Here is a 26,903-nt window from a genome sequence, read left to right as displayed (position 1 = left end):
ACGAGCCCTGTGACGGCGGCGGCCGAGGAAGGGCGTAGCCGGCGGGCCGGGGCGGAGCGGGACGGGGTGACCGGAGGGGGCGCCGTCGGCGACACATGCCAGAAGGGCAGAGATCGTGATCTTCGGCGAACAGCCCGGTCCGGCGGCGGGGGAGACGTACAGGGGCCCTGGGCCATGCCCGGGAAACCGCGCGGACGGTCGCCCGACCGGCTTCGAGCAGTGGCGCTGTCTCGCCGTCCGGCGGACAAGCTCGTCGCCGCCCACCCCTCCACCAGACCGTCGGTGTAGCGGGCAAGGCGGGCACGGGCAGCGAAAGAGCGGTTGGCGGGTACTGCGTGCCGGTGTGAATGGCTTGCAGACGCCTTCTGCGCCCCCTCGCGCTTCAGCCCGGGGCGACACGGTGGATCGCCAACGCGTCCCAGCGGTGCATCCTTGCGTCGGAGGGCGCACACACCAGACGCCCGACGGCGGAGGGAGGACCGGTCAGCGGGTGCTCGCCGCGCAGCGCGGCCTCGACGAACAGGCGCAGCCGTTCGGCACACCTGCGATAGAACCGCAGCTGAGTGCGGCGGCCGAACAGGCGCCATCCGATTAAGGTGATCCGGTCCAGAGTGGGCGCACCCTGCGAATGGCACGACACCACGAACAGCACCTCGCCGGTGTCCTGCCGCTTCACGACCTCGTAGGTGACCTGGCCGCGTTCCAGGTGGCCCTCCAGGGTCTCGTAGGCCCATCCCCAGACGCGGTCGGCGCTGTCGCGGGTCTCGTCCACCACCTCGGTGACGCGCACACCGCAGTAGAAGTGCATGCCGTGGAATCGCGCCTCCAGCAGCATGTCGCGGCCGAGCAGCGGTGCGGCCGGGTCGTAGAGCGCTCGCACGATCTCCGGCGGCGAGAACTCGTAGTCGCGGACCAGGCGGCAGGCCTGTTCCCACGAACCTCCCGGCTCCGGCGGGCCCGGACGCTCCGCGGGCAGCGCGGTGCGGTGGACGTCGATGTTCCAGGACGGTCGGCGTACCTCGTCGACCGAGTAATTCACGCGCGCGTCTGCGAGGTCCCGCCACACCTGTGTGGCGTCGAGCCGTCCGAAGACCCAGTCACCCAACGTTACTCGGACTTTCGAGCGAGTCGCCGATCAGCCACAGCGTCGGCGGCCACAGCCCCACGAAGAGCGCGCGCCGCTCGGCGTTCCCCCGTTGCTCCTGGTCGACGGTCTTCGCGCGTATCCACAAGGTCAAACACAGACCGACGGAGGCCAGCGAGGCGAGGTGCAGATGAGCACTCCGCACACCCGCACGGTGCAGGAGCCGGACCACCATGGGGGCCTCCGGGGTCGCTTGCTTGTACCAGTATTTCCATTTGTGTACCCGTTTGCGCGGGTATACACCTGATGATGATATTTCAGGCAGTTTCACCACTTCAGGGGGCGCGGATGACGCGACCACACTGCTCTCGGACACTCACCGTCCTCGCGCGGTGGCTTCTGGGCACAGGGTTGGTCACGTGGCGCTATCTGTGGGAGACGACGCCTCTGTACCGAGGCGGCGAGTGCCGGGGGGACGAGACGGACCTTCCACCGCAGCTGCCGGCCGAAGCGGTCGACAGCCGGGTGCAACTGCCGGAGCACGGCTGCGGCCCCCTGTTCCACCGCCTTTTCCGCGTGCGCATCGCCGATGCCGACATCGGTCCGGGCCGACTCATCGAATGGATCTGCTGCGATTTCAAGCGCTTCGTGCCCTCCGAGGTGGTCGACGTCCACACCGGTGAGCTCCGCGACCAAGGTCTGGACGTCGCGGACGAGCTACTCGTGGAGATGCCCGGACCCTGGAACGGACCCGTCAAGGTCGTCCACCGCGACGTCGACCGTCTGCACCTGGTGACCCTGCGCGATCACATGGAGGCCGGTCAGGTGCAGTTCCGGGCGCGCGAGGACGACGGCCTGCTGGTGTTCGAAATCGAGCTCTGGGCATGTCCCGGCAACCGCTTGGTCCACCTCCTGTACTCGCACCTGCGCCTGGCAAAGGAGATTCAGCTCAACATGTGGGTCCGGTTCTGCCTGTCCGCCGCCGCGGTGTCGGGGGGCCGACCGGTCGACGGGGTGCACATCTCCACCCGCTGGCTCGAATCGCCGGAAAGGACTCCGGTACGCCCGCTGGCCCCGGCAGGGAAGAGCGCTTCGGGCGAGGCGCCGAGCCAGGAGGCACCGCCGGCGGGAAGGGTCGGTGAGCCGGATGCGAGCCGGGAGCGCGGCAGGGACGGCAGGTGACGGCCGGCCCGCTCCAGGACCGGACCGTCGTGATCACCGGAGCCGCACGCGGGCTGGGAGCGGCGCTGGCGCACGAACTGGCCCGGCGCGGGGCGCGCCTGGCACTTCTCGGTCATGAGGGGCCCGAGCTGGACGCCTTGGCGGCATCCCTGCCCACCGCGGCGCTTGCGGTCGAAGTCGACGTCACCGACAACTTCGCGCTGGACGACGCGGCAGGCGAGGTCCGCGGCCACCTCGGTCGGCCGTCGGTGGTCGTGGCGAACGCGGGAATCGCCGAGGGAGGCCCATTCGCGACGTCTGACCCCGCCACATGGCGCCGTGTCATCGACGTGAACGTGACGGGCAGTGCCCACACGGCCCGGGCGTTCCTGCCCGATCTGACCGCGACGGCGGGCTACTTCCTGCAGGTGGCGTCGCTTGCGTCACTCGGAGCCACCCCGATGATGAGCGCCTACTGTGCCTCCAAGGCGGGTGTGGAAGCCTTCGCGCACGTCCTGCAGGCCGAGGTGGCGCACGAGGGGGTCGCGGTGGGCATCGCCTATCCCGCCTGGGCGGACACCGACATGATCCGCGAGGCCGAGGGCTTCGCGGCCCTGCACGAACTGCGCGTGCACATGCCCCCCGGCGTCCGGAACATCCATCCGCCCGACGCGGTCGCCGTCCGACTGGCGCGCGCCGTCGAGCGCCGCAGTACCGCTGTCTACATCCCGGGGTGGCTGCGTCTCGTCCAGCCCGTGCGCTGGGCCCTGCCACCCGTGGTACTACGGCTGGCCCGCCACGAGCTGCCCCGCTGGGACGCCGGGCGGCCGCTGCGTGCCACGGGCAGGCTGGGCGCCGGCGGACGGGCCGATCGTTCCGCGGGCGCACCGGACGGCGGCGGACCGGGCTGATCCCCTGCCCACGGCGCCGAACGGCAGCGGAAGCGTGCCGCGGTACTGAACTTGATTGAGTGATGTCGGTGCCATTCGCCTGACAGCTGGCCGTAAGCACCGATAGCCGTTGGGTGTGAGGTATGCGCAGGGCGGCGGGCTGACCGACGCCGAGAGGACCACGCGGGAGCGGTTACGGCTCCAGGCCGTGGAGCGTTTCGAGGGCGGGCAGAAGAACGCGGAGATTGCCGCTGCCCTGCGGATCAGCGTGCGGTCGGTCGAGCGGTGGCGCCGGGCCTGGCGCGAGGGCGGCGAGGCGGGAGTCCTGTCGAAGGGGTCGCAGGGAAGACCTCGACTCAGTGACGCCCAGATCGCCAGGCTGGAGCGGGAGTGGGAGCGTGGTCCACTGGCTCACGGCTGGGCGGACCAGCGGTGGACCCTGGCACGGATCAAGACGCTGATTGGCCGGCTCTTCCACGTCTCCTACATGGTCGAGGGCACCTGGCGGCTGCTGAAGCGCCACGGCTGGAGCTGGCAGCAGCCCACCAGGCGCGCGATCGAGCGCGATGACGACGCGGTCGAGGTGTGGAAGAAGGGAGACCTGGCCGCGGGTAAGAGCACCGCGGCGGAGCGCGGGGCCTGGATCGTTTTCGAGGACGAGGCCGGGCAGTCGATGACTCCGCCGCGCGCCAGGACCTGGGGTCGGATCGGCCTGACCCCGGTCGTGAGGGTGAGGGGCCGGGGCTCGGGGTGCGTGTCGATGGCGGGTATGGCCTGCTACAAGCCGGGCCAGCGGTCCCGGGCTGATCTACGCGATCCGCGGGTACCGCGGCCGCAAGGACGAGCCGAAGGGCTTTGGCTGGCGCGACTTCCGCGACCTCATCGTCCGCGCTCGCATCCAGCTCGGCGGACCGATCGTGCTGGTCTGGGACAACGTCCTCCTGCACCTGACGGTCGGCATGCGCGAGTTCATCGACGCGAACGCCGAGTGGCTCACCGTGTTCCAGTTGCCCACTTATGCCCCAAACCTCAACCCGACCGAGGGCGTCGGGTCGCTGGTCAAGCGTGACATCGGCAACCTCGCTGCGGCCGACCTCGGCCAGATCACCCGCGCGGTGAAGCGCAAACTGAAGATGCTGCAGTACCGACCGGAGGCCATCGACGACTGCCTCGCCGGAACCGACCTGGCCCTGGACCTGTGAGCGTAGGGTCGACGGACCCGAAATTGGGCGAAGCCCAAAGCTGCTGGTCGGCTACGGTGGCGGCATGACTGACAGCCTGCCCGAGGACGTAGCCGACGTGCTTGACCTCGTCCTGAACCCGGACGAGCCTATTCACGTCGTCCTCCGACGGCAGGTGCCCCAACTCAGGGTGCAATCCCGCTGTGAGTGCGGTTGCGGCACTGCCTACTTCGACCTTGACGCCGACGCGGTGGAGCCCGCGCCAACGGGCCCCGGCACCGTCGTGGCTGCCGACGTGCAGCTGTTCACCGAAACCGGCGAGTGCCCTGGCGAGGTCCTGGTCTTCGCGCAAGGCGGCTACCTCTCATGGCTGGAGGTCTGCTCTTGGAGCGATGACGTCGAGGTGAGTCTCGCCGCGGCGCGGCGCTGGCTACAGCCATCGTCCTGAACCCGAGCCGGTAACAGCCGGCGGTCTCGGACCCTGACGCCGTCACCACGAGCCGACCGACATCACGAGTTCAAGTTCAGTAGCGCGGCGTATCCGCACGGGCGGGCTCTGCGTCGCGGAATCGGCCGGAAACGCCCACGCTGGAAGAGCGGAAGCAGACCGTCGGCACAGGTGCCAAGGAGAGTCGCGGCATGGCGAAGAAACGTGATACGAAGAAGGAACTGAAGAAGGGCGATCACGTCACCTGGCGCAGTCACGGAAGCCAGGCCGAAGGCGAGGTGGAAAGAGAGATCACCGAACGGACCGAGGCCGCGGGCCGCACAGTGGACGCCTCTCCGGACGACCCGCAGTACGAGGTACGCAGCGAGAAGTCGGGCAGGACGGCGGTGCACAAGCCCTCCGCGCTGAAGAAGAAATGAGCCGACGTGAACGGCGACGAGCGCAAAGAGGTTGGTGAGGCGTTCCGTGAGCTGGTGAACATGGCACCGGCCGAACTGGAGAAGTGGCTCGCCTCCGACCAGTCACGCAGTGCAGGGCAGCACCAGGACGGAGGCGAGTCCACCGGACACGCCTCCGGCCGCCGGATCGTGCAGATCCTGCGGGCGAAGAAGGGCGACCTCTCGGACGACGACTACCTGCACATGCGCAAGGTCGTCGGATACATCCGCCGGCACCTGGCCCAGCGGCCCCCGGGCGACGTACGGGACACCAGATGGCGGCACTCCCTGATGAACTGGGGCCACGATCCACTGGCATGACGGCGGCCTGCCGGATCGGCACTGTGCCGACCCGGCTCCTCAGCGCAGCCGTGGGTCCATCTCCAGTAGTTGTTGGTCGGTGCGGTAGATGCCGCCGGCGAAGTGTTCGATCGCCGAGCGTAGGCGCATGGGGTCGGCTCCGTAGGTACTCAGCATTCCGAGGATCACGTAGCGCTGGTCGGGCAGACGTCGGTTGAGCCTCTTGTGGAACCCTGGCGGGCGCGGCGCGCCGGCCTTCAGCCGCACGATGAGCACATTGGAGATCAGTACCGTCCCCGGCGCCCTGCGCAGTACGCCCACCCGCTCGATGTCCTTCCACGGTACGTGAGCCGAATGCGTCCCGTGCTCGGTGCCCAATCCGTGGCTGTCGACGACAAGGTCGTAGTGGACACCTCTGCGCAGAAAGAGCAGGAGGAGGACCAGACCGACGAACAGGGCGATACCGCCGGCGGCGATCAAGGTCGCGAACCACCCCGCGAACAGCACGCCCACCGCGACGAGGACAGAGAGCAGCACGACGTACACGACGGTGTCGCGGCGGCGGTCGACCGACGGCTCGGGCGGCTGCTGACGGAAGCGGATCTCTCCCTCATGGCCGGTCGGTGGCTCTCCGTGCGGCTGGACGGGACCACGGACGAGGGCGAGGTTCCCGGCGGCGTCGACGGAGCGCCGCTGCGGCCGCGGCAGCCCCGCCTCCCGCAGCCTGGAGTCGATGTGCTGATGGATGCCGTCCAGGGTGAGCGGCTCCGCCTGGTTCAGAGCGTCCAACAGCGCGGCGGTGAAGGCGGTGTGACGCTGCCCGGGCGGTGCGTGTGAGGGTGCGGTGGCCGTGGTGGAGGTGAGGGTGTAGGTGCCACTCATGTCGAGCTGGGCCGACAACAGGCTGCCCGATTCAGTCATGGCGGCCACCGCGCGGCCGGAGAAGCAGCAGTCCAGCACCAGGACCCGCAGGCGGGCCCGGGCCCGGCCGAGGTGGCGCTTGACCAACTCGGCGGGGACACCGGTGAAGCCGACGTGACCGGGGTCCGTGGAGGACAGTGCGAGGTGCAGCAGCCCGTCCTCGTCGAGCAGTCCGTGTCCGGTGTAGTAGACGAGCAGCAGGTCGTCTGCCTCACCTGCGGCCTGGGCGAGTGCCATGCCGACGCTGCGGTGATCGGCCGGATCGGCCAGCACCCGGCAGTGTTCCGGCGGCAGGATGCCGTGTGTGTCCTGCGTGAGCGCGGAGCGAAGGTCCGCGAGGTTGGACTTCACGGCGGGAATCGCGGGCAGATCGATGTCGTCAAAGTCGCTGCACCCGATGAGGACCGCCCGGGAAGCGGCCCCGTCGGGAAAGCGCGGCGCGCTCTGCCCCACCCCTCCCCACCTTCCGGCAGCCGCCCGGCCGCCCTGATCAACGCCTGCGGATCACTTGTCCGGCGGACCTGCACGGCCGGCGCCATGATGAACATGCCAGCCCGCAACCGCCAGAGCAAGCCGTTCACCACCTGGCAGCGATCCCGCCACGGCCGTGAAGTTCCGGCTCGATCCCCATGACCCCTCCTGCCGTCTCGGACATCGAAGCTTCGCAGAGAGCATGTGTCGGACCCGGCCTGGGACGCCTCACCCGGGTGGGCCGACTCGGAAGCGTCCGTCGTGGGGAGGCACTCCACATGCCTGTGATCTTCTTCGACGTCGGGGCGACGCTGGCGGACGCCCGTGTGGGACCCGACGGCTCTCTGACACTGCGCCCCCGACCGCGCGTCATGGCCGTGCTCGACGCCCTCCGAGACGTACGCACCGGCATCATCTCCGACCCCGGACCGGGCGACGATGCCGCGTCACGTGCCGCGGCCGCACTGCGTGCGGCGTTCCCCGGGCGGTTCACGGACGAGGCACTGGTGCACTGGGGGGCGAAGGACGGTCGCGAGATCTTCGACCGCGCGATCGCCGGCGCGGGGGAAGCCACGGTAGGCGACTGTGTCTTCGTGGGCGAAGACGCCCGGGAGCGCGCGTTCGCCCGCGAGGCGGGGATGCGCACGGCGGCCGACCCGGTGTTCGCGCGCGCCGCGACGGAGAACCGTCCCGTGCACCGGGCGCGGATCGAGCTGCCGGACGGCCGGGGCCTGCCCGAGCTGACCACAGCCGTGAACGACACGGAGGCCGTCGTGGTGCGGAGCGTCTCCGAACGGCTCGTGCTCACGATGGTGACCGCGCGGGGCGCCGAAGCGCTCGAACGCGCCGGTTTCCCGGTGGACTTGCAGGAACCGGTGGACGGCACACCGATGGACGACGCCGAGCGCCGGGCGTCCGAAAAGTTCATCAGTGATCTGCTGGCGCGGGGCGAGGCGGTGTACGAGGGCGAGGAGCCCACGCCGCGTACCACGCACATCGTCACGTGCGAGGACGACGGACGGCTCACCGTCCGCCGCCTGCGCTTCCGTTGACCCGGTGGAGCAGTCAGTCGAAGCACCGCCGGACCAGGGCCAGACCCTCACCGGTCGTGCTCCGGGTGATCTCGTGGGTCTTCAGCCGGGAGGGGCTGTCGTCGACGATCGCCGTGGCGGTCCGGTTCTCCTCGGGCACGTGGACGCGGCCCCGCCGGAAGAGGTCCTCGAGGTACGACGTGGCGACCTGCTCGGGGTCGGCGGGCCGCACCGAGCCGCCTGCGGGGTCGGAACTCGCGATGCCGAAGCGTCGTTCCTGTGCGGGGGCGGACAGGGTGAGGGGCTGGGTGATGCCGTACATCGCCCCGTGGACCGTGACGGCCGTCAGCCCCTCCTCCTCGCTGCCGCCCGGCGTCGCCTCCGCCATACCGGCGCCCCGGCGAGCCACCTCCGGCTCCGTGATGGCCGTGGCGGCCTCCAGGGAGAGGATGCCGTGGCGGACGAACGCCGAGCGCAGGGTCGGGCCGTACGTGCCGCCGTTGCGGCGCTGGTCCGCGGCGATCATGTGACCCGCCACCTGCGCGTAGTACGCGGACACCACGGGCGCGGCCACGACGGCGTCCACCAGCAGCTGTCCCGCGATCTCGGCCGCCCTGGCCAGGCCGGCCTGGTCCTGCAGGTCCTGCTGGCGGAAGATCCCGGCGACGATCTTCAGGAACGCGCCGCTGAACACCCGGGAGAACGAGTGCGGCTCGCTGGACAGCGTGTTCGCGGGCCCGCTGGGCGGCAGATGGACCGGGTCGCGGTAGAAGAAGTTGTTCGACATGTTGCGCAGGCAGTCCGGGTCGACCGCGTTCGGGTGTCCCTGCCGGATCGCGGCGCCCAGTTGCTCGGCCATCCTCGACACCCGCGAGGACAGCTCCAGGTCGCTCTGTGTCTCGGCCAGCACCGCGATCCGCAGCTGTTCCAGCCGGAGCGAGGTCAGCAGTGCGCTGATGTCGCCGAAGGCTTCGTGCAGGGCGGCCGTCTCCGCGCTCGCGGCGTGGAACAGCTGGGGGCGCAGGGCGTCGAGGACCGCGTGCCCCGTCTCGTGCGCGACGACCTCGGGACTCTCGCAGGCGGCGACGGTGACCCCGGCCACCGTGCTGCGGAAGAACCACAGGCCCTTGCGGTCGTAGTAGGCGTTGAGGTCGACTCCCGCGTTGAGGTGCGTGGTGAGGGCGCGGCCGACCGTCGTGTGCCACTGGGTTCCGGTGGGAACCAGCGGACCCCAGGTCTGGGCGGCCCTGCTGAGGGCATCGGCCGCCACCCAGTAGCGGAACGCCTCGGTGCCCGGCCCGGCACCGTCAGGCTGCGGCGCGTTGTCCGCGATGGCCATCGGGAACGGCTGCGTGTCGAGCTGGGGGACGGGATGCGGTACGGGCATGTTGACCCGGGGAGGAAATCCGGGGTCGTCCTCGTACACGAGAACCGTCGGGATCGTTGCTGTCTGTTGCTGCACCGTCATGGTGGCTCCCTGAGAGGGGAGAGGTTGCAGATGATGGAAGTTGACGGGGAAACTGTCGCCAGGAGCCCGTCGTGTTCAGTACGAGGCCGTGGCCGCCCGGCGTCAATTCGAACAAGGCGGGTGGGCCCCTCCGGTCGGTGGGCCGTGGCGGCCGAACAGGCGGCTGTCCAGGGCCCTGGCCGGTGCGCACCCCCACAGGATCGGGCGAATGACATGACGGCCGGACGGGTGACGGCGCGAGCATGAGCCGCGTACGGCCACCAGATGATCCCTCGCCCTCACCTGCTCCACGGCGTGAGCGGGCACGCCCGGCCGACGCCGGCCGTCGAACGCGCATGCCATCTGATGGCGAGTGGAACGGACCCGCCGCGGGCATCCACCCCGACCTCTGGCCTGCTGCCCGTTACCTCGTCGTGGACGGGAGGGATGCCGATGGCGCAGGTCCACTCGCTGGCTGACCGTTGACCGGTGAGTGGAAATCGCCGGCGGGTGCAGTCCGCGCGAACACTGCCGGATGATGGGGGTTGGACCAGACCGTCGGCGCCATGGGCGTCACCCCCGGGCGCGGGTCGTCGGCCCGACATCTGGGCGGGCGGGAGGTCACGTCTCCGGCACCCTGCCGCCGGAGACCATTCGAGTGCCTGGCATGTGGCCTGGGCGGGGTGCGCCCTGGGCACCAGTGCGTGCCCGCGGCCGACCCACCGGACTGGGCAGTGCCCCTTCCACGCGCCCTCGGCTTACCGGGTGCCGTGCCACGCGCACCGGCCCCCGGATCGCCAGCCGCGCCATGGGCACATCGGTTGCTGCCGTGGCCAGGGCGCCGGTGACCACGCCGCCAAGGCATACAAATGCCCACCCGCCGTAGCAGGGAAAGAGCCTGGGACCGGATGGCCCACGTCTTGGCTGATCTTGACCTGCGCAGGTGCCTCGCTCGACGGTCTGCCCCCCGCCATGTCCGCGTACGTCACGCCGCCGAGTTTCGAACGTGGCCGTTCGTCCCACTCACCGGCCGGTCTGGAACAGCGCGAGCTGGTCCTTGACCCAGGGGTCGAACACCGCGAGCCGCTGCTTGGACGACGGGTAGAAGGTCGCCAGCTGGTCCTCGATCCACGGGTCCGTGGGCTGCCGGGCGGCAGGGTGGCGGTCGGGGGAGTGCTGAGCGCCCCCCGGTACGCCGACGGCCGGATGGTGCTCGGGCGTCTGGGCCGTGGTCGCCGTCGCGGGACCGCTGCCGATCGCCAGGGCGCTTGCGGCGAGCACCGTGGAAGCGCCGATGATCGCGATCCGTCCAGTCATCTGCATGATCTTCTCCTTCTTGCCGGACCGCGTCGCCCTGTCCGTCTCGGTGGGACGACGCGTGACACGTGTTCCGGCAGTGGTGCGGTCACGGCCAGACGGCGCGCCTACCCGTCCGCATGCCCCGCACACTCACGACACTGCAGGCATCGGAGTCCTGTCCGCATTGCGTCACCAGCGGTAGCGACGGCTCACCCTGTGTTAGGCCCTCGATGGCCTGACCGGCCTTGACACCCCACTGGCGGGCAAGGCCGCGAGCAGCCGGTCCACGTTCTCGGTGCCGGTGACGACCTTGGCCGGCCGCACGCAGGCGAGACGGGACCGCCGTCGGCTACCCGGCCGCACCCGTACCGGTGCGGCGCCGGCTCGCGTCCGTGTCGGTGGGGCCGGTGACCGGCGCCTGGGCCAGGTCCTCGACCGCGCGGTCGGCCAGCCGGCGCAGGGCGGGTGTCCTGGCCGCCTGGCCCACGGCGAAACATCGGGCGCCCGCGCGCCGGCCTGCCTGCAGGCCCGCTGCAGAGTCCTCGAAGACCACCGCTTCGCCGGGTGCGACGCCCAGCCGCCGGCAGGCGAGCAGATAACCCTCGGGGTCCGGTTTGCCGTGGGTGACGTCCTCCGCGCTCACCACGGTGGTGAAGTGGCCGGCGATGCCGCACCGCGTCAGGTGGTCGTCCGCGTAGGTACGGCCACCGGACGTGACGACGGCCAGCGCCACCCCGTGCCGGCGCAGGCGCTTCAGAAGCCGGTCGGCGCCGGGGACCAGCCGGACGGGAGGCAGGTCCGGTTCGCCGTTCAGCGCGGTGAGTTCCTGTCTCACCTGGTCCGCAGTGGCGTGCCTGCCGAACCGTGGGAGGTGCTCCTCGATCACCTCCCTGCTGCGCCGCCCGCTGAAGCCGGCGAGCATGTCCTCCCCGCACTCGATGCCGTGGCCGGCGAAGAGCCGTCGCCACAGTGCCCGGCTCCTGGGTTCGGAATCGATCAGTGTGCCGTCGAGGTCGAAGAGGGCGGCTCTCGCCGTGACGGGTGTGCCGGCGTCACCGTGGGCGGACATGGGGCTCCCTGGGCCGTCTTCGGCTCCGGGGAGGGGCCCGGAGCCGGGTGCGAACTCGGTTTCCTGTTTGGTGTGGTGCTTGCTCTTGTACTCGGTCCTGTGTTCCCCCTTGCCCCGTGGAGAAGCGGGAAGGGTCAGGGAGTTGGGGCGGGCGTGCGGTGGAGGACCGTCTCCTCCAGCGCCTGCACCGCTTCCGTCGCCCCGCCGTGACGGCGCAGCAGATCCCCGAGACGGGCCGCACGCCGAGCAGCCTTCCCGTCGAGCAGGGCGTGTGCCGCCTGCACCAGGTCGTCGGCGGTGGGCTCGTCGAGGAGCGTGCGCGCCGCGCCGTGTGCCTGGAGCGTTCCGAGGTTGTAGATGGGTTCGGGGCTGCGGCCCGGGGTGCCGATGACGGGTACGCCCGCCAGCAGCGCGGCCATCAGCGCGTTCTGGCCGCCCCGGGTGATCAGCAGGTCGGTGTCGCTGAGCAGGCGGGTCATCCCGGGTGTCGGCGCGACGACGATGTTGTCCTGCTGGAACGGGACCGCTCGCCCGGCGACGCTCGGCTCGCGAGCGGCGACGACGACGCTGAACTCCGGGCCGGGAAAGGCCTTGCCGACCACCGGCAGGAACTCGGCGAGCTTGACCGCGCCGAAGCTGAGGTAGACCAGGATCCGCGTGGTGCCCGCCGGGTAGGAGGGCGCCGGTGCCAGCTCCAGGGAGGGGAACAGCACGGGTCCGACGTAACGGGTGCGCGGTACCGCGCCGAGCGCCGGTTCCAGGATCTCCGCGGTCGGCGCGATGTTGAGGGCGGCCCGGTGGTGCAGCAGTTCCTCCAGCGGCATCGGGGGCAGGCCGTGCCGTTCGCACAGGCTCGCGTAGGTCGCCTCCACTTCCTCCAGTCGGCCGGGAGAGCGCGGGGGCCCGGTGAAGAGGGACAGGTTGGGGCTGGAGATGGTGCAGGCGAAGGGGATGCCGGTCAGGTGCGCGGCGATGGGCACGGTGGGCTGCATCTCGGTGACCACGATGTCGGGGGCGAACGTGCGGTAGGCGTCCAGCTCCGCGGCGATCGCCCGGTCCGCGTAGTCCGGCTGGGCCATGCCCCGGATGAGGACGGCCTCGGTGAAGCCGTCGGCCTCCCCGGTGCCCACCAGCTCGGGGGGCCGTACGGGCGCGGGAGCCGGGAACCGCGGACCGAGTGCCAGCTCGTCCATCAGCGGGTAGCCCTCGGGGGCGAGGAAGGCGACCTGATGACCGCGCATGACGGCGGCTTGGGCCATGGCGAGGCATCGGGTGATGGCTCCGATGCCGAGGGCGCCGCCGAGGGGTTCGAAGAGGATCTTCACGGGTGGCCTTTCTCCGAGGGGTCCGAGGGGTCCGAGGGGTCCGAGGTGGTGTCCGATGGGGTGGTGCCCGACGGGGTGCCGGCAGGGCGGGAGGGAGCGTTCCGCACCGGGGCGGGTGCCGGGCAGGTCCCCTGGGCACGGCGGCCCGTCAGCAGGACACGGCCCACTGCCGCGGCGGCCACCTGGCAGGCGGCGGTGCCCAGCAGCAGGGGCGCGGCTCCCAGACCGCTGAGGGCGCCGGCCGCGGCTGCCCCGGCGGCGGCGAAGGTGCTCTTGAGTCCGGCGCCGAGGGTGAAGACCTGGGTGCGGACGGCCGCGGGCGCGTACCGTTCGCGGCTGGCCAGCAGCGCGCTGAACAGAGGGCCGGTACAGAATCCGGCGGCGGCGAACAGGACCGTGGCCACCAGGACGTGGCCCGACCAGGGCACCGCGGCGAGCGGGAAAGCCGTGCCCAGAAGGCCCCAGAGGACCACGCGCTCCGGCCGTTCCTCGCCCACGGGGCGGTAGGCGTAGCCCAGCGACCCGGCCAGGGCACCCGCGGCGAACGCGGTCATCAGGCCGCCCGTCGCCCAGGGGGCGTCGTACCGGCGGGCGAGCAGCACGCTCACGACGGGCAGCGCCCCGACGCCCAGCTGGCCCAGGCTGCTCGCCCAGGTGACCGACCGGAGCGGGCGGTCGCGGACGAGTACGGCCGCCCCGCTCAGCAGGCCGGCAGGCCGGGGCCGGGCCCCGCGCCCCCGCATCCCGGCCCTGGGCCGCAGCCGCAGCGAGAACAGCAGCAGGCCGCCCGCCGTCGCTCCGGCGCCCAGCACGGCCAGGGCGAGGGCGGCACTCGTCGCCGTACCCAGGGCGGCGGCAGCAGCGGGCCCGCAGATGCCGGCCAGGTTGTAGGAGACGGCGTCGGCGCTGAACGCCCGGGTGAGCCGGTCCTTGGGCAGCAACTCCCCGAGCAGGCTGGTCAGTCCACCGGTGAGGAGGGGTGCGACGCATCCCGCGGCGGCGGCCAGTGCGAGGACCACGAGATCGCCGGTCCTGCCCACCAGGGCGGCGAGCGCGGCGAGCGCCACGCCGTACAGGGCGACCCCGCCGCCGTGGAAGAGGCGGCGCCGTCTCACCGCGTCGGCCAGGGCCCCGGCAACCGGCGCCGCCGCGACGTGCGGGACCATCAGCGCGGCCACCAGCGCGCCGCCCAGCGCCGGGCTGTCGGCACGCTGTGCGGCCAGCATGACGAGCGCGACGCGGGCCCCCTCGTCGGCCGTGCGGGCCAGGGCGGCGGCCGTGAGGTAGACGGGCAGTGCCGGGGGGCCGCCCGTGCGCGGTGCGGATTCGGTGACGTCGGTCATGGGCGCAGGACGTGCTGCCGGTGACGGTACAGCACGGTGGGCTCGGTGTTCTCCGTGCGCAGCCAGGTCACGGCGCCGGCCACGATCGTGTGGTCGAGGAGGGGAACCGCCTCGCTGACCTCGCACACCGCGGTGAGGGTGGACCGGGTCAGTACGGGGGCTCCGTGGGCGAGGGACCAGGTGACGCCCTCGAAGCGTTCGTGCGGTGCGGCGGTGGCGAAGCGCTGGGCGAGGTGCCGGTCGGGCCAGGCCAGCACGTTGACGGCGAAGGTCCCGGCCTCCGTGACCGCGGCGAGGGTACGGCTGCCGGTCGTCAGGGAGACGAGCAGGCTCGGGGGATCCAGCGACAGCGACATGACGGCGTTCGCCGTGCAGCCGGCCGGAGCGCCCGATCGCACGGCCGTGACGACCGAGACGCCCGTGGGCAGCAGCGAGATGGCGTCCCGGTAGGCGTCGGGCGCGACGGGCGCGGTGCGGGCCGGAACGGAACCGGGTGCCGACCGCAGAGTGGCGTGGGCCGGTGCGGGTGCGGCCGGCGGAGTGGTGCGGGTGGTCATGAGCGGCTCGCCTCCTGGTGGGGCCGTGCGGTGAGACGGGAGGTGACCGCCCGTCGGTCGATCTTGCCGTTGGCGTTGAGCGGCAGCTCGTCCCAGCGCGTGACGCTGCGGGGGACCATGTAGGCGGGCAGTTCCGCGTGCAGGGCGCGCACGAGGTCGTCCGCAGACGCGGTGCCCGTGCACACCGCTTCGATCACGAGGTCGCCGCCCGGCCCCTCCACGGTGACCGCGACGGCGTCGTGGACCCCGGGCTGCCCGCGCAGCGCGGCCTCCACCTCGCCGAGTTCCACCCGGTAACCGCGCACCTTGACCTGCTGGTCCAGCCGGCCGAGATGCACGAGGTTCCCCTCGGCCCGGGTCACCCGGTCGCCCGTGCGGTACCAGTGCTCCTCCCCGGGACCCTCCGCGGCGGACACGGGAACGGCGCGGTCACCGTCGAAGGAGGCGAAGCGCCCGGTGTTGTCGGCGGGGTCGAGATAACCGGGAAAGCGCTGGGGTCCCCGTACCAGCAGTTCACCGGTCGTGGCCGGCCGGCCCGACTCGTCCACCACCAGGTGTTCGAGGGCGGGATGGACGGTGCCGATCGGCACGGTGCCGTTGGCGGTGGCCGGCCGGGCCGCCGGGTCGCGGGGCTGGACGTAGGCCGCGCAGCTGATGGTCAGTTCGGTGGGCCCGTACAGGTTGGCCAGGGTGCTGCCGGGGGCGGCGGTGGCCCACGCATCGGCCTGCTGGAGGGTGAGCGGTTCCCCGCAGAACAGGCTCCAGCGCAGGTCGGGCAGGGCCCCGGGGCGCAGACTGCGCATGCGCTTGGCGTAGGAGACCAGGGACGGCACCGAGAACCAGTGGGTGAGCCGACGGTCGGCCGCCCACCGGACGGGGGCGAACAGGTCCTGCTGCGTGGGTACCACCAGGGTGGCGCCGCCGGCCCAGGCGGCGAACATGTCGAACACCGACAGGTCGAAGGTGAGGTCGAACGTCTGCGACAGCCGGCTGCCCGGTTGCGGGGCGTACTGCTCCCGTACGTGGGCGAGGTAGGTGCACACGTTGCGATGGGTGATGGGGACGCCCTTGGGGACCCCGGTCGAGCCGGACGTGAACAGGACGTAGGCGGTGTCCTGCGGGTGCGGGTCGCCGCGGGGCGGTTCGGCTGCACCGGCGGCGGGGCTCACCCTGTCCAGCGGGAAGGACGGGACGTCGCCGGCCCGGACCGAGGGGTCGTCGGTGAGCAGGACGTCGAGGCCCGCGGCCGCGGCGATGCGGGCATTGCGCTCACGCGGCGCGGCGGGCGCGAGGGGCACGACCGCCGTCCCGAGCCGCTGCAGCGCGAGGTAGGCAGCATAGCTGCGGACACTCCGGGTCGCGGCGAGCCCGGCGGTGCGGGGCACGGTGCCCTGCGCGGCCACGAGGGAGCCGGCGATCCGTCCGGCGAGGTCCCGCAGTTCCCGGTAGGTCAGGTGGTCGGTGCCCACCTCCAGCGCGGTGTGGTCGCCGTATCGGGCCGCACTCGCCTCGAACCAGGCGTACAGCGTTGCGTGCACGATCATCCTTTCCGTACGTGGGGGGCGTGGGCCGGCGGAGGGGCGAGGACGGCCGGGGCGGGAGCGAGCCGGGCGGGTACCGTCGGGCCGGGAGCGGCCGGGTCGAAGAAGGCACAGCTGAGAGGCGTGTCCGACTGACCGCGGAAGCTGAACCACCGGTATTCGCGCCATCGGCCCCGGGTGCGGCCGGCCGGCACGTCGATGGTCCAGGGGCGGCCGGACAGGCCACTGCCGGCGGCCTTCACGCAGGCTTCCTGCACGCTCCACACCCAGGCCAGCTCGCGGGCCCGCTGTGCGGGCAGCAGCCGGTCGAGGGAGGGCGCGTGCCGGCCCAGGCAGCGGCGCACCATGCCGGGGGCCGCCGCGAGGGGGGCGTGCTGCACGTCCACGCCCACCGGTCCGCGCAGGGCGAGCGCCGCGGCGACCGTCCCGTCGTCGTGGGAGACGCTGATGCCCGCCTCCGGGTGGCCGGCCAGCCAGGGCTTGCCGCGCGGGTCGGTGACCACGGGGGCGTCGGCGAGTTCCGGTCGCGCGAGGCGCAGCAGTTCCCGCAGGGCCGCCCGGCCGGCCAGCCGTTCGGCGGCCCGCGCCGGCGGCAGTCCGTCCGCCGCCGTGCGGTCCGCCGGTGCGGGGCGCAGCCCGGTCCAGCGCTGCCGGGGGCCGATGAGGACCCAGACGTCCGGGGCGGGGCTGAGTACCGTCACGGGACCGGCCCAGGGCCGTCGAGCAGGACGTCCGCGGCGTCGGCGACGTGCGCCAGCATCAGTTCGGTGGCCCCGCCGCCCAGGCCGAGGACCGCCGCCTCCGCCCGGACGTGGTGCGCGCCGCCGGCGGTCATCCCGTCCGCGCCCTGCAGCTGCGCGCAGCGGCTGAGGACGTCGTCGGCGGTCTGGCCCACGGCCGCCTTCAGCAGCGCGGCGGCGTTCAGGTCGGGTCTGCCGTCGGCGGTCCGGACGGTCGCCTCCACCAGGGCACGCAGCTGTTCCGTCCGTACCAGGCAGGCGGCGAAGTCCTGCCGGATCGCGGCGTTGTGCCACAGCGTTCCCTCCCCGGCCGGCCGGGCCGTCAGGTGCCGGCGGGTGGCGGTCAGGGTGCGGCGCAGCAGGGCCACCGCCCACTGGGCGCCGGCGAGCCGTTCGGTGGCCATGTGCCGGGCGAAGGAGGCCATCGCCCGGCCCGGCCGGCCGACCAGGTGGTCCACGTCGAGCCGGACGTCGTCCAGGCGGACGTGCCCGAGAGCCGCGGAGGCCAGCAGCCCTCCGGTGTCGGCGGGCTCGATCCGCACGCCGGCGGCGGAGGCCGGTACGAGGACCCACGTGAAGCTGGTGAAGTGCCGTCCCGGCCGGTGCCGGGCCAGGACCAGGAGGTGGTCGGCCGAACCCGCTCCGGAGACCCACCGTTTGCCCCCGTTCAGGTGCAGTGTCCGTTCGTCCCACCGCACCTCGGTGCCCAGCGCGGTGAGTTCGGAACCCGGCGCCGCGGAGTCGGTCGCGGCCAGCGCCACGGTCGCCCGCCCGTCCAGCACCCGCTCCCGCAGCGCGGTGCAGGCCCGGGTGGTGCCGGTGCACAGCAACGGCAGTGCGCTGGCTGCCTGGACGAGCACGGTGAGCGTGACGCCGTTGTCCCCCCGCTCGTCCACGGCGTGCAGCAGCGCGCCGAGCCGCGCCGGGTCGACGGTCGCGCCGCCCGTGTCCGTGTCCCGGTACAGGCCGCGCAGCACGCCGTGGTCCCCGAGGGCCTCCCACACCGTACGGGCGTCACCGCCCTCGGTGACCTGGTCGAGGGCCCGGGCCAGCACGGTACGGAATCCGTCGTCCACGGGATCGCGTCGCGCGTGGTGCCGGCCGGGCGGGCGGAGGGCGGTCTGCTCAGGCAAAGGTCACCTCCGGGTCCAGGAGGGCGAGTTTGCCGTCGGCCAGGTGCAGCCGGTCGTTGTGGTAGTTCAAGCTCGCCGAGCGCAGGTCCCGCAGGGCCTGTTCCAGTCGCGTGGGGGAGTTCTTCAGGTAGCCGTGGCGCATACCGACCGCTTCGATCAGGTCGTCCACGGCCCGGCGGCACTCCTCCGAGGCGGTGATCTTCAGGGCGTTCAGCTGCAACTGCACCGCGGGCCGGCTGAGGTCCTCGGCCTGCTCGACCGTCGTCCGGGTCTGGGTCAGCAGCGCATGCACCTGGTCCAGCCGGCGGCGGGCCTGGGACAGTCTGCCGAGCAGCAGTTCCGACCGCAGGTCCGTCCGAGCCCGGCCGGCGGGTGAGCGCAGCAGGTGCAGCACCCGGGACAGGGCGCCGGCGGCGGTGCCGAGCCAGGCCGCGGACCAGCCGAGGTGGGCCATGGGGGCGAAGGTGGAGGTCATGACCGTCCTGAAGTCGCCCGCCTCGCCGACGACCCGGTCCTCGGGCACGCGGCCCGTCAGCCGCAGCGGCAGGCTGTGGCTGGCGCGCATTCCCATGGCCTGCCAGTCCCCCTGCGCGGCGACGTCCAGTTCCTCGCGGTCGGCGTAGACGAGACTGACCTGTGCCGGGGAAGCCGCGTCGGGGGCGAGCATGGTGATCAGGAAGCCGTCGGCGTGGGCGCCGCCGGTGACGATCGGGGCGAAGCGGTCGACAACGAGCGCGCCGTCCGAGGCCGCCAGGGGTGACTGGGCGCTCAGCAGGTGGCCGCCGGTCGCCGCCTCGGTGGTCACCGACGCCAGGTAGCGCCGGCCGGCGGCGATCTCCGGCAGCAGCCGGTCGCGGAGGGCCGGGCGGGCGTGCCGTACGATCGCGGCCACCTGCTGGCAGTGCATGGCGAAGATCATGGCGACGGACATGTCGGCGCGGCCGAGGTCCGTGCTCACCTGCACCATGTCGGCGATGTCTCCGCCGAGTCCGCCGTGGGCGGCGGGCACCATCAGTCCGAGCAGCCCGGTGCGGCGCAGCTCGTCCAGCGCCTGGGACGGGAAGGCGGACTCCGTGTCGGCCCGTGCCGCGTGTTCGGCGGCGACGGCCGCGACGCGTGCCGCTGGTTCGGCGAAGCGGTGCCGGCGCCGGGCGCGCGCGGAGGCCGTGTCCGCATCCGTGCGGGTGGTCGCCCCGATGTCGGGGTCCGTGAGCAGCGAGGTGGTCATGCGGCGCTCACCGGTACCCCGCCGGAGCCGTTGTCCTGGGCGGTCAGCGCTGCCTGCACTTCCTTCCAGAGGTTGCCGGCAGTCGCAAAGGTCGTGTCGTTCATCGCGTCGTCCGGGAGGGCGACCCCGAAGGCGTCCTCGATGGCGAACAGCACCTCGATGGCCTGCATGGAGTCGAGGCCCAGGGCCCGCAGGTCGGAGTCGGGGCCGATCGGCTCGCCGTTGTGGAACCTGAGGTAGGGGGTGAGTACGTCGATGAAACGCTGGTCCATGCCGTGCTCCTCAGTCAGCGGTGCGGGTCAGGGTCAAGTGGCTGATGTGCGGCGCCTGCCGGGGCCGTTCGCTGTCGTGGACGACCTCCGCCGGCAGCGGATGCCCTAGGAATGCGACGAGGCTGGCGTACAGGCCGTAGGCCCCGGTGTTGGGTACGGCGACGCGGTCTCCGGGCCGGAGTGCGGGCAGTTCGGCGCTGCGGGCCCACACGTCCAGCGGGGTGCACAGCGGCCCGGTGACGAGCGCGCTGAGCGAGCCGCCGCGGTCGGTCGCCGGGTCGGCGACGAGGTGCGGTTGCAGCGGCGGCAGCCGGCGCAGTCCCGACATCCCGCCCAGGTGGTTGATGCCGGACTCCAGGACGACGACGTCCCGGCCGTGCGAGCGCTTGACGTCGAGCACCGAGGTGACCAGGGTCCCGGCGGTGCCGACGAGATAGCGGCCGGACTCGAACACCACCTCCGTCGCGCCGGTGCGCCGGCCGGGCACCTCCGCGTCGAGCAGGGCCGTCAGCCGCGGCCGCAGCGCGGACAGGTCCACGGTGTCCCCGGCCGAGGCGAACGGGGCGCCGAACCCGCCGCCCAGGTCGAGGACGTCGAGCCGCATGCCGTGCGGTGCCAGGGCCTCGGTGAGGCGGCGGGCCGTGCGCACCGACCGGGTGAACTGCCCCAGCAGGTCGTCGGCGCGCGTCAGGTTCGTCCCCATGTACAGGTGCAGTCCCACCACGTCGGTGTGGGCACGCCGGCCGAAGCGCTCCGGCTCGTCGAGGATCCAGGAGGTGTCCGCGCCGAACTGGGACGGCACACCGGTCATCGCCAGCCCCTGCCCGGGGACGGGCTGGTCGTCGTTGACCCGCAGCAGCGCCCGGGCGCGCACCGCCCGTTCCGCCGCGAGACGGTCCAGCTGGTCCAGGGCGTGCGGGGTGTCGACCGAGAAGAGAAGGACGCCCCGGTCGAGGGCCTCGGCCAGTTCCGCGTCGCGTTTGCCGGGACCGGTGTAGAGGATCTCCGCCGCCGGCCATCCCGCCTCGACGGCGGCGCGCAGTTCGCCGGTGGAGCAGACCTCGGCGCGGGCACCGCAGCGGCACAGCTCCGCCAGCAGCAGGGGGTGCGGGTTGGCCTTGAGCGAGTAGTACAGGCCGCTCTCCTGCGGCAACGCGGCCCGCAGCAGGGCATGGTTGCGGCGGACGGCCGCCAGGTCGTAGACGTAGGCCGGGGTGGGTGCCGCGGTGAGCACCTGCGCCGGCAGCACGGGGGCGGGGGACTCAACCGGCATGGGCGTGCCCTTCCGCGCGGAGGGCCGCGGCCAGGCCGTCGCGATCGACCTTGCCGTTTCCGGTCAGCGGCAGCGCGTCGAGGACGACGCACCGTGCGGGGATCTTGAAGTCCTCGATCTCCTCGCGCAAGGCGAGGAGGACCTCCTCGGGCCGGACGGCCCCGGTGACGAAGAGCGTGACGGGCCGGTCCTGCGCCGGCGGCAGCACTGCCGCGCTCTCCACCCCGGCCGTCCGCCGCGCCGCCGCTTCCACCTCGCCGGCGCTGACCCGGAAGCCGTTCGCCTTGTACAGGTCGTCCCGGCGGCCGGTGAAGTACAAGTAGCCCTGGTCGTCGAGCCAGCCGTAGTCACCGGTGCGCAGCTGCGGGAACAGTCCGTCGGCGCGGAAGAAACGCTGCGCGGTCGCCTCCGGCCGGCGCCAGTAGCCGCTCATCACATGCGGGCCGCGTACGACGATCTCGCCGGTCTCGCCGGGAGGACAGCGCCGTCCTTCCTCGTCGATCACGAAGACCTCGGTCCCGGGCAGGGCCCTGCCGCTGGAGCCGGGCCGCTCCAGATCCCCGTCGGCGGGCATGATGGTGGCGCGTTTGCACTCGGTCAGCCCGAACATCAGGTGCACCCGCAGCCGCGGCAGGGCCGCCCTCAGGTCGTCCAGCGTCTGCTGGGGCATCGCCGCGCCGGTGTTGGTGAGCATCCGCAGCGTCTGCGGGGCGCGGCCCGGGCGGCGCCGCAGCAGCGCGGCCAGGCCCTCGGCCAGGGACGGCACGGCCGGGAGGATCGTGGCGCCGCAGCTGGTCAGCCGGGTCACCAGCGCCGGTCCGGCGTCGCCCGGCGTGGCCAGGTGCAGGTGCGATCCGCCCAGCACGCTGAGGAAGATCTGGTACAGCCCGTAGTCGAAGGACAGCGGGAGGGGGCTGTAGACGACGTCGTCGCCGTCGTAGCGCAGCACCTGCTGAATGGCCTGGGCCGCGAACACCATCTGCTGGTGGGTGCTGACCACGGCCTTCGGCAGCGAGGTCGTGCCGGATGTGTAGATCATGCAGACCGGGTCGACCGCGAGGGGCGGGGTGACCGGCTCCGGTACCACGCCGTGCCGGGAGCCGAGCAGGGCGGTGACGTCGGGGCTGCTGATGGTGCGTACGCCCTTGCGCGAGGCGATGTCCAGGGACGGAAGTGTGTCGGAGAAGAAGAGGGCCGGTTCGCTGTCGTCCAGGATGTGCTCCAGCTGCGACCCGCGCACCTGCTCGTGGATCAGGGAGAACACCGCGCCGATCCGTGCGGCGGCGAACACCAGCACGGGCAGCAGGGGGCTCAGCCGGGCGTCGAGCAGTAAGCGGTCGCCTCGGTCCAGGCCCGCCGACCGGAGCCACTGCGCCGCGTGCCTGCTCGCGCGGGCCAGCTCCGCGTAGCCGAGCGTGTGCTCCGCGACGGTGAACGCGGGGGCGTGCGGCCGGCGTTCGGCCGCGTGGTCGAGGAGGTCGTGGAGCAGAGCCGGGGGCGGTGACTGGGGGCTCATCGTGTCCTCTCCGCTTGTGCGGTGGCCAGGGTCGGGGAGGCCGGGGTCGCCCGCTCGACGGCCCGGTGGAGGTCGTCGACGCGGCGCAGGTTCTCTGGGACCAGGTCGTCGGCGCGGAACTCGATGCGGAACCGTTCCTCCAGCCGCTCGACCAGCTCCACGATCCGGAAGGAGTTGAATTCGGGAAGCTCGCTCAGCGACGCGCCGGCGAGCAGGGCCGCCGGATCGGCGCCCAGCGTTTCCGCGGCCACCGAGGCGATGACGGCGCGCGGGTCGCCGGCCCCGCGCCCAGGCACCTCACACCCGGTGCCCGCCGCCGTGTCGTCCGGCCGTGCCGCCGGTACGACGTCGCTGTCCGGGCGGGCGAACACGCCGGGGTCGGCGAGCAGCAGCTCCCGCAGCCGCCCAAGCGGCCCGACGGGCTCCGCACGGCCCCGCTCGACCCGGCGGTAGGCCAGGTACACCTGCTCGGTCAGCGTCTTCCACGCCGTCACGTGTTCCCGCACCCGCTCCGTGACCCCGCCGGCCGCGTACCGCGCCAGGAAGGCCGCGTGCAGTTCACGGCCCCGGCCGAGCAGCCATGTCTCCAGAGTCAGCCGCCGCAGTGCCGCGGTCCGGTGGGGGTGCTGCTCGTATGCCGTGACGTACGTGTCGGTCTCCTCCTCGCCGGCCAGGTCCAGTACGGGCACGGGCGGCGGGAGCGGGGAGGGCTCGGCCGGGGCGAGGTCGACGCTCAGTCCGACCGTGTCCAGATCCGCGAGGGCGGCGCGGTCGAGCCGCCACACCCCGGGGCGCGCGCTGCCCCAGGGAGTGTCGTTGAGGTAGCCGTCCCGCACACACACGGCCCCGCGCCCACCCTCGCCGGGCAGCAGCAGGAAGCTGTGGTCCATGTGCTGCCGCCGGTGGTACGGCACCCAGGGCAGGAAGAAGGCGTCGGCCACCACGTAACGGCCTTCGCCGGGCGGGACGGCGCCGAACGGACAGCCGTGGTCGACGCTGCGGACGGCGAGGCCGAGATACCGCCGGGCGTCGTCCAGCTGTTGCGCGGCGGTGCGTTCGACAGTGGGCAGTCCCGATGCGTCGGCAGACGGGACCGAGACGGACGGGACTGCGGTGGCCGGGCGGAAACGCAGGACCGCGCCCAGACGCAGGGCGGTACCGGGGCCGTGCCAGTGGTCGGCCCGTTCGGCCAGGTTCACTTGCAGGCAGTCGAAGAGGTGGGCGGGGAACGCGTACCCGGCGGAGGCGGTCATCCGCGCTCTCCCGTACGCGTCCGGTCGGGCTGCCGTGTCATAGGTACTCCTCGGACTGGTGGGGTCATCCGTGCCTCCCGGCGACGGTGGACAGTCGGCTCTCCGCGGACGGCCGGCTCTCGCCAGAGGGCTCGCTGCCGCGGGGCAGTTCGCTGAGGAAGGTGTCGAGGTGACGCGTCATCAGGCGGTGGTGTCCCGGCTGGAACACCTCGAAGTGGCCGCACGGCAGGTCGCGCGTGACCAGGCGCGGCGATCTGCGTGCCCAGGCGGCCACTTGCGCCTCCCGCTCGCCCCCGGCGCAGGGCATCAGGAGCACGTGGCCGTCGTAGTGGCGGGAGGCGTGGTGCTCGGCGGAGGCCTTGAGATGTGCCGTCGCCGTCCGTTCCAGCCGCTCCTTGGCGCCGGGTTCCGGCGACGAGGACTGGGAGAGGATCCGGCCCAGCAGTTCCCCCGGGCCCGTGTGGCAGGCCGACCACGGCTCGGCGAAGCTGTCCACCATGACCACGGCGGGACGGTGTCCGGTGGCGGCCAGCGCGACGGCCAGCTCCCAGGCCAGCACGCCGCCGAGCGACCATCCCAGCAGCAGGTCGGGCGGCCCGGGAAGCGTGCGCAGGAGGGGCAGGTACCGCTGGAGCATGGCCTCGACGCTGTCGTCGGGCGTCTCACCCGGCTGGAGACCGGCCGCTCTGATCCCGTACACGGGTCCGCGACGGCTCAGGCGGGAGATCACGGCCATGTACTGGCCCAGCCCACCGCCCGACGGGTGCAGGAACAGGGTTGTGAGGGGGCCGGGGCGGCGGCCGAAGGCGGACATGAGAGAGGTGGATGCGCGCAGGGGGCGGCACGTAGTTTCCGTCACCATTCACTCCTGACGGCTCGCCGGTCGCTGAGGGCTGATGAATGAGGGGACTTTTCATTCGTGACAGGAAAACGGATGAGCCTCAGGCTCTGTCCCCGATTTGCAATGACCGGGCGCGGCAAGCGGAGCCCGTTGATGTCATTTCAACGGCCACCTTGTCTTCTGTCAATCAACCCCGCGCGCAGGTCAACGGTCCCGATTTCCCCTCACGAGGCAAGCCAAGCCCGGCTGTCGGAGAGTGGCTTGATCTCGGCAACGAGCCGTTGAGCCCTCCGGTGGCGGCACTCCGCCCGACCGCCCCGGCTCACCTCCAGAAACGAACCCGGCAGCTCAACCGCACCACTTCCCTCTCCCCGCCACTCCTGGCGAGTGACTTGCGTCACAAGCCGTCAGGGTGCAGATCAGGCCACCCCATTCTTCGCCGACGCTCGACAATCAAAGGGTTCGGTAAAGGAAGCCTATCCCAATGGTCAATTAAATAACCAACCTTCTTTAACTTGTAACCCCTCGTCCCCCCGTCTATTGTGTTGCCCATGCGGACCCGGGACGGCTGCGGCGCACGAAGCGGAAACCCGGCGATTCCCGGGCGACTCGACGCGTGCGGCATCGGCAGCGTATTTCCGGACGCGGGCCTGAACGGCTCCACCTTCAGGAGGAAGTGGAGCGGTGACGCCCATGTCGCTGGCGGACCGAGCACTCCGGGGGGCGACACGGCTCCGGAGGCGAACGAAGACCGGGAGCCGGGCAAGTCCCACCGGAACCTGTTTCGCCACCGCAACCGACCCCCTGCGGCGACGCCTGTGTCGTGGATCAGGGTCAGATCCAGGGTGGCGAGGCTGGGCTCCCTACGCATTGCGGTACGGCAGGCCGGAGGCACCCGCACCGGGCCCTTGCTGGGGCCAGTCGGGGGCGGGGTCCTCTGCGAGGAGCGGCCGGAGGGCGCCGATCGCCGCGCCGATGCAGACGTCACGCAACTGGGCGCGGGTACAGGTCTCGTGGGTGAGCCAGTCGACGCAAAGGACCTGGACGAAGACCAGCCAGCTCTTCAGGACGCCTGACACAGCCTCGTGGGCACTCTCGTCCGCAAGAGGGAGTACAGCCAGGAGCCGCGTACGGAGCGCGTCCAGCTCGTTCGTCATGATCGTCTGGATCACCGGGTCACCCGCGAGGACCCGGTTGGCGGCGAGGACGGCGTTGCGGTTCGCGACGAAGTAGTCGAGATGGACGTCCAAACCCTGTTCGAGCTGTTCCACCAGGGAGGCAGCGGGGTCGAGCCGGGTCTCGGCGAGCAGCTGGTCCGCCGCCTGCTGGTAAACGGCCGCGAAGAGGGCCTGCTTGCTGGGGAAGTGACGGTAGAGCAGGGCCCGGGAGACACCGGCCGCTTCCGCGACATCCTCCATCAGCACGTCGGCGTAAGGGTGGGTGGCGAAGAGCCGTGCGCCGACGGCGAGGAGTTGGGCACGGCGGTCGGCGGGGGAGAGTCGCTGGCGAGGAGGCACGCATGAAGCCTAGTTGACATGCGTCTACTAGAGCATCCAAGGTAGTAGACACATGTCAAATAAGCTCTGCACGATACGGCTTGGGGGGATTATGGCCAGGGCTCTGCGCGTACTCACGCAGCTGATGGGCTGGGCTTGCGTGGCGATCGGCCTGTTCCATGTGGCACTCGGCAACGCGGCGATTCCCGGAGCCGGTTCCCCCGGTGCCACGGTCGACAGCTGGGGCCGTTTCATGGGCGCCAGCTTCGTCGGCTACGGGCTGGCCTGGCTCTGGGCCGCGCAGCAGCGTCCGATCCCGGCTCGGGCGGTGCGGTGGCTGGCCGGCGTGTTCCTGCTGGGCGGCGTGGGCCGGTTGCTCTCGCTCGCCGTGCACGGGTGGCCGCAGTGGTTCCAGATCGCGCTGGCGGTGATCGAGCTCAGCCTGCCGCCGGTCTTCTTCTGGCTGGCACATGCAGAGGAGAGGGCCGTGCCCAGCGACGTGGAGGCCGCGTCCGCCGGCTGATGAACGCGTGATCGTCGAAACGGGTATACGTCGGAGCTCGCTGGACTTCACCAGGCGGGCGAGCGCCAGGACGGGCTGGTCGGCACCGTGCTGGACGTGCTGTACGTGTTCGGCCGGGCCCAA

General features: G+C 72.0%; 26 protein-coding genes and 1 pseudogene. 9 read left to right on the top strand and 18 right to left on the bottom strand.

The features are described from left to right. Positions 1–382: 382 nt before the first annotated feature. Entirely contained in the window at positions 383–1,105 is a 723-nt protein-coding gene (locus tag ACIP4Y_RS32860) for a DUF1990 family protein (protein WP_401399432.1), read from the bottom strand. Between the two features lie 327 nt (positions 1,106–1,432). Between ACIP4Y_RS32860 and ACIP4Y_RS32855 the strand changes: the two genes are divergently transcribed. The 7 genes and pseudogenes from ACIP4Y_RS32855 to ACIP4Y_RS32825 all read left to right on the top strand — a co-directional run bounded on the left by ACIP4Y_RS32855 (position 1,433) and on the right by ACIP4Y_RS32825 (position 5,522). Beyond that, a complete protein-coding gene (locus ACIP4Y_RS32855) occupies positions 1,433–2,266 on the top strand; it encodes a DUF1990 domain-containing protein (protein WP_401399431.1) in 834 nt (277 codons plus the stop codon). Continuing rightward, complete coding sequence (locus ACIP4Y_RS32850) at positions 2,263–3,156, top strand: SDR family oxidoreductase (protein WP_401399429.1); 894 nt, start codon at positions 2,263–2,265, stop codon at positions 3,154–3,156. The genes ACIP4Y_RS32855 and ACIP4Y_RS32850 overlap by 4 nt, the downstream gene beginning before the upstream one ends. A gap of 115 nt (positions 3,157–3,271) precedes the next feature. After that, a pseudogene (locus ACIP4Y_RS32845) lies at positions 3,272–3,865 on the top strand (IS630 family transposase); the annotation flags it as partial. 187 nt (positions 3,866–4,052) lie between these two features. Then, positions 4,053–4,337, top strand: coding sequence for a transposase (locus ACIP4Y_RS32840; protein WP_401399427.1), 285 nt, complete (start codon positions 4,053–4,055; stop codon positions 4,335–4,337). Positions 4,338–4,401: 64 nt separating this feature from the next. Then, complete coding sequence (locus ACIP4Y_RS32835) at positions 4,402–4,764, top strand: hypothetical protein (protein WP_401399425.1); 363 nt, start codon at positions 4,402–4,404, stop codon at positions 4,762–4,764. A 191-nt stretch (positions 4,765–4,955) separates the two neighbouring features. Beyond that, a complete protein-coding gene (locus tag ACIP4Y_RS32830) occupies positions 4,956–5,183 on the top strand; it encodes a DUF2945 domain-containing protein (RefSeq protein WP_401399424.1) in 228 nt (75 codons plus the stop codon). A gap of 6 nt (positions 5,184–5,189) precedes the next feature. Next, positions 5,190–5,522: a DUF3140 domain-containing protein gene (locus ACIP4Y_RS32825; RefSeq protein WP_401399423.1), complete on the top strand. Its 333-nt coding sequence runs from the start codon at positions 5,190–5,192 to the stop codon at positions 5,520–5,522. Positions 5,523–5,561: 39 nt separating this feature from the next. Here ACIP4Y_RS32825 and ACIP4Y_RS32820 read toward each other — a convergent pair whose 3' ends face one another. Continuing rightward, a complete protein-coding gene (locus tag ACIP4Y_RS32820) occupies positions 5,562–6,875 on the bottom strand; it encodes a caspase domain-containing protein (protein WP_401399421.1) in 1,314 nt (437 codons plus the stop codon). A 296-nt stretch (positions 6,876–7,171) separates the two neighbouring features. Here ACIP4Y_RS32820 and ACIP4Y_RS32815 point away from each other — a divergent pair, with 296 nt between their 5' ends. Further along, entirely contained in the window at positions 7,172–7,945 is a 774-nt protein-coding gene (locus ACIP4Y_RS32815; protein WP_401399419.1) for an HAD family hydrolase, read from the top strand. 13 nt (positions 7,946–7,958) lie between these two features. Here the strand turns inward: ACIP4Y_RS32815 and ACIP4Y_RS32810 are convergent, their stop codons facing one another. From ACIP4Y_RS32810 to ACIP4Y_RS32735, 16 genes are all read right to left on the bottom strand, one after another. Then, positions 7,959–9,392, bottom strand: a complete 1,434-nt coding sequence (locus tag ACIP4Y_RS32810; protein WP_401399418.1) for a hypothetical protein — start codon at positions 9,390–9,392, stop codon at positions 7,959–7,961. Positions 9,393–10,394: 1,002 nt separating this feature from the next. Next, positions 10,395–10,694 (bottom strand): hypothetical protein, encoded by a 300-nt coding sequence (locus ACIP4Y_RS32805; RefSeq protein WP_401399417.1) that lies wholly within the window; start codon positions 10,692–10,694, stop codon positions 10,395–10,397. 325 nt (positions 10,695–11,019) lie between these two features. Next, entirely contained in the window at positions 11,020–11,739 is a 720-nt protein-coding gene (locus ACIP4Y_RS32800) for an HAD family hydrolase (RefSeq protein WP_401399415.1), read from the bottom strand. 134 nt (positions 11,740–11,873) lie between these two features. Then, positions 11,874–13,064 carry a glycosyltransferase gene (locus ACIP4Y_RS32795; RefSeq protein ID WP_401399413.1) on the bottom strand — a complete coding sequence of 397 codons (1,191 nt, stop codon included), beginning with the start codon at positions 13,062–13,064 and terminating at the stop codon, positions 11,874–11,876. Continuing rightward, entirely contained in the window at positions 13,061–14,407 is a 1,347-nt protein-coding gene (locus ACIP4Y_RS32790) for an MFS transporter (protein ID WP_401399411.1), read from the bottom strand. Before ACIP4Y_RS32790 ends, ACIP4Y_RS32795 begins: the two co-directional genes overlap by 4 nt. Further along, complete coding sequence (locus tag ACIP4Y_RS32785) at positions 14,404–14,964, bottom strand: flavin reductase family protein (RefSeq protein WP_401399409.1); 561 nt, start codon at positions 14,962–14,964, stop codon at positions 14,404–14,406. Before ACIP4Y_RS32785 ends, ACIP4Y_RS32790 begins: the two co-directional genes overlap by 4 nt. Beyond that, positions 14,961–16,508, bottom strand: coding sequence for an amino acid adenylation domain-containing protein (locus ACIP4Y_RS32780; protein WP_401399407.1), 1,548 nt, complete (start codon positions 16,506–16,508; stop codon positions 14,961–14,963). Before ACIP4Y_RS32780 ends, ACIP4Y_RS32785 begins: the two co-directional genes overlap by 4 nt. Further along, positions 16,505–17,206: a 4'-phosphopantetheinyl transferase family protein gene (locus tag ACIP4Y_RS32775; protein ID WP_401399405.1), complete on the bottom strand. Its 702-nt coding sequence runs from the start codon at positions 17,204–17,206 to the stop codon at positions 16,505–16,507. Before ACIP4Y_RS32775 ends, ACIP4Y_RS32780 begins: the two co-directional genes overlap by 4 nt. Then, positions 17,203–18,378, bottom strand: a complete 1,176-nt coding sequence (locus ACIP4Y_RS32770) for an acyl-CoA dehydrogenase family protein (protein WP_401399403.1) — start codon at positions 18,376–18,378, stop codon at positions 17,203–17,205. The genes ACIP4Y_RS32775 and ACIP4Y_RS32770 overlap by 4 nt, the downstream gene beginning before the upstream one ends. Next, positions 18,371–19,606 (bottom strand): acyl-CoA dehydrogenase family protein, encoded by a 1,236-nt coding sequence (locus tag ACIP4Y_RS32765; protein ID WP_401399401.1) that lies wholly within the window; start codon positions 19,604–19,606, stop codon positions 18,371–18,373. The genes ACIP4Y_RS32770 and ACIP4Y_RS32765 overlap by 8 nt, the downstream gene beginning before the upstream one ends. Further along, positions 19,603–19,878: an acyl carrier protein gene (locus ACIP4Y_RS32760; RefSeq protein ID WP_361464873.1), complete on the bottom strand. Its 276-nt coding sequence runs from the start codon at positions 19,876–19,878 to the stop codon at positions 19,603–19,605. The genes ACIP4Y_RS32765 and ACIP4Y_RS32760 overlap by 4 nt, the downstream gene beginning before the upstream one ends. 10 nt (positions 19,879–19,888) lie before the next feature. Beyond that, positions 19,889–21,151 carry an alanine racemase gene (locus tag ACIP4Y_RS32755; protein WP_401399398.1) on the bottom strand — a complete coding sequence of 421 codons (1,263 nt, stop codon included), beginning with the start codon at positions 21,149–21,151 and terminating at the stop codon, positions 19,889–19,891. After that, entirely contained in the window at positions 21,141–22,667 is a 1,527-nt protein-coding gene (locus ACIP4Y_RS32750; protein WP_401399397.1) for a class I adenylate-forming enzyme family protein, read from the bottom strand. The genes ACIP4Y_RS32755 and ACIP4Y_RS32750 overlap by 11 nt, the downstream gene beginning before the upstream one ends. Next, entirely contained in the window at positions 22,664–23,920 is a 1,257-nt protein-coding gene (locus tag ACIP4Y_RS32745) for an acyl carrier protein (RefSeq protein WP_401399395.1), read from the bottom strand. The genes ACIP4Y_RS32750 and ACIP4Y_RS32745 overlap by 4 nt, the downstream gene beginning before the upstream one ends. Before the next feature lie 64 nt (positions 23,921–23,984). Further along, positions 23,985–24,734, bottom strand: a complete 750-nt coding sequence (locus tag ACIP4Y_RS32740; RefSeq protein ID WP_401399393.1) for an alpha/beta fold hydrolase — start codon at positions 24,732–24,734, stop codon at positions 23,985–23,987. A gap of 890 nt (positions 24,735–25,624) precedes the next feature. Then, positions 25,625–26,278 carry a TetR/AcrR family transcriptional regulator gene (locus tag ACIP4Y_RS32735; protein ID WP_401399391.1) on the bottom strand — a complete coding sequence of 218 codons (654 nt, stop codon included), beginning with the start codon at positions 26,276–26,278 and terminating at the stop codon, positions 25,625–25,627. A 91-nt stretch (positions 26,279–26,369) separates the two neighbouring features. On the opposite strand from ACIP4Y_RS32735, the gene ACIP4Y_RS32730 reads away from it, so the two are divergent. Then, positions 26,370–26,780, top strand: a complete 411-nt coding sequence (locus ACIP4Y_RS32730; RefSeq protein ID WP_401399566.1) for a DUF4345 domain-containing protein — start codon at positions 26,370–26,372, stop codon at positions 26,778–26,780. Positions 26,781–26,903 lie beyond the last annotated feature (123 nt).

This window comes from Streptomyces sp. NPDC088810, assembly GCF_044750305.1.
In the GTDB taxonomy this organism is placed as follows: Bacteria; Actinomycetota; Actinomycetes; order Streptomycetales; family Streptomycetaceae; genus Streptomyces.
This window is presented reverse-complemented; position numbering and strand designations above follow the sequence as displayed.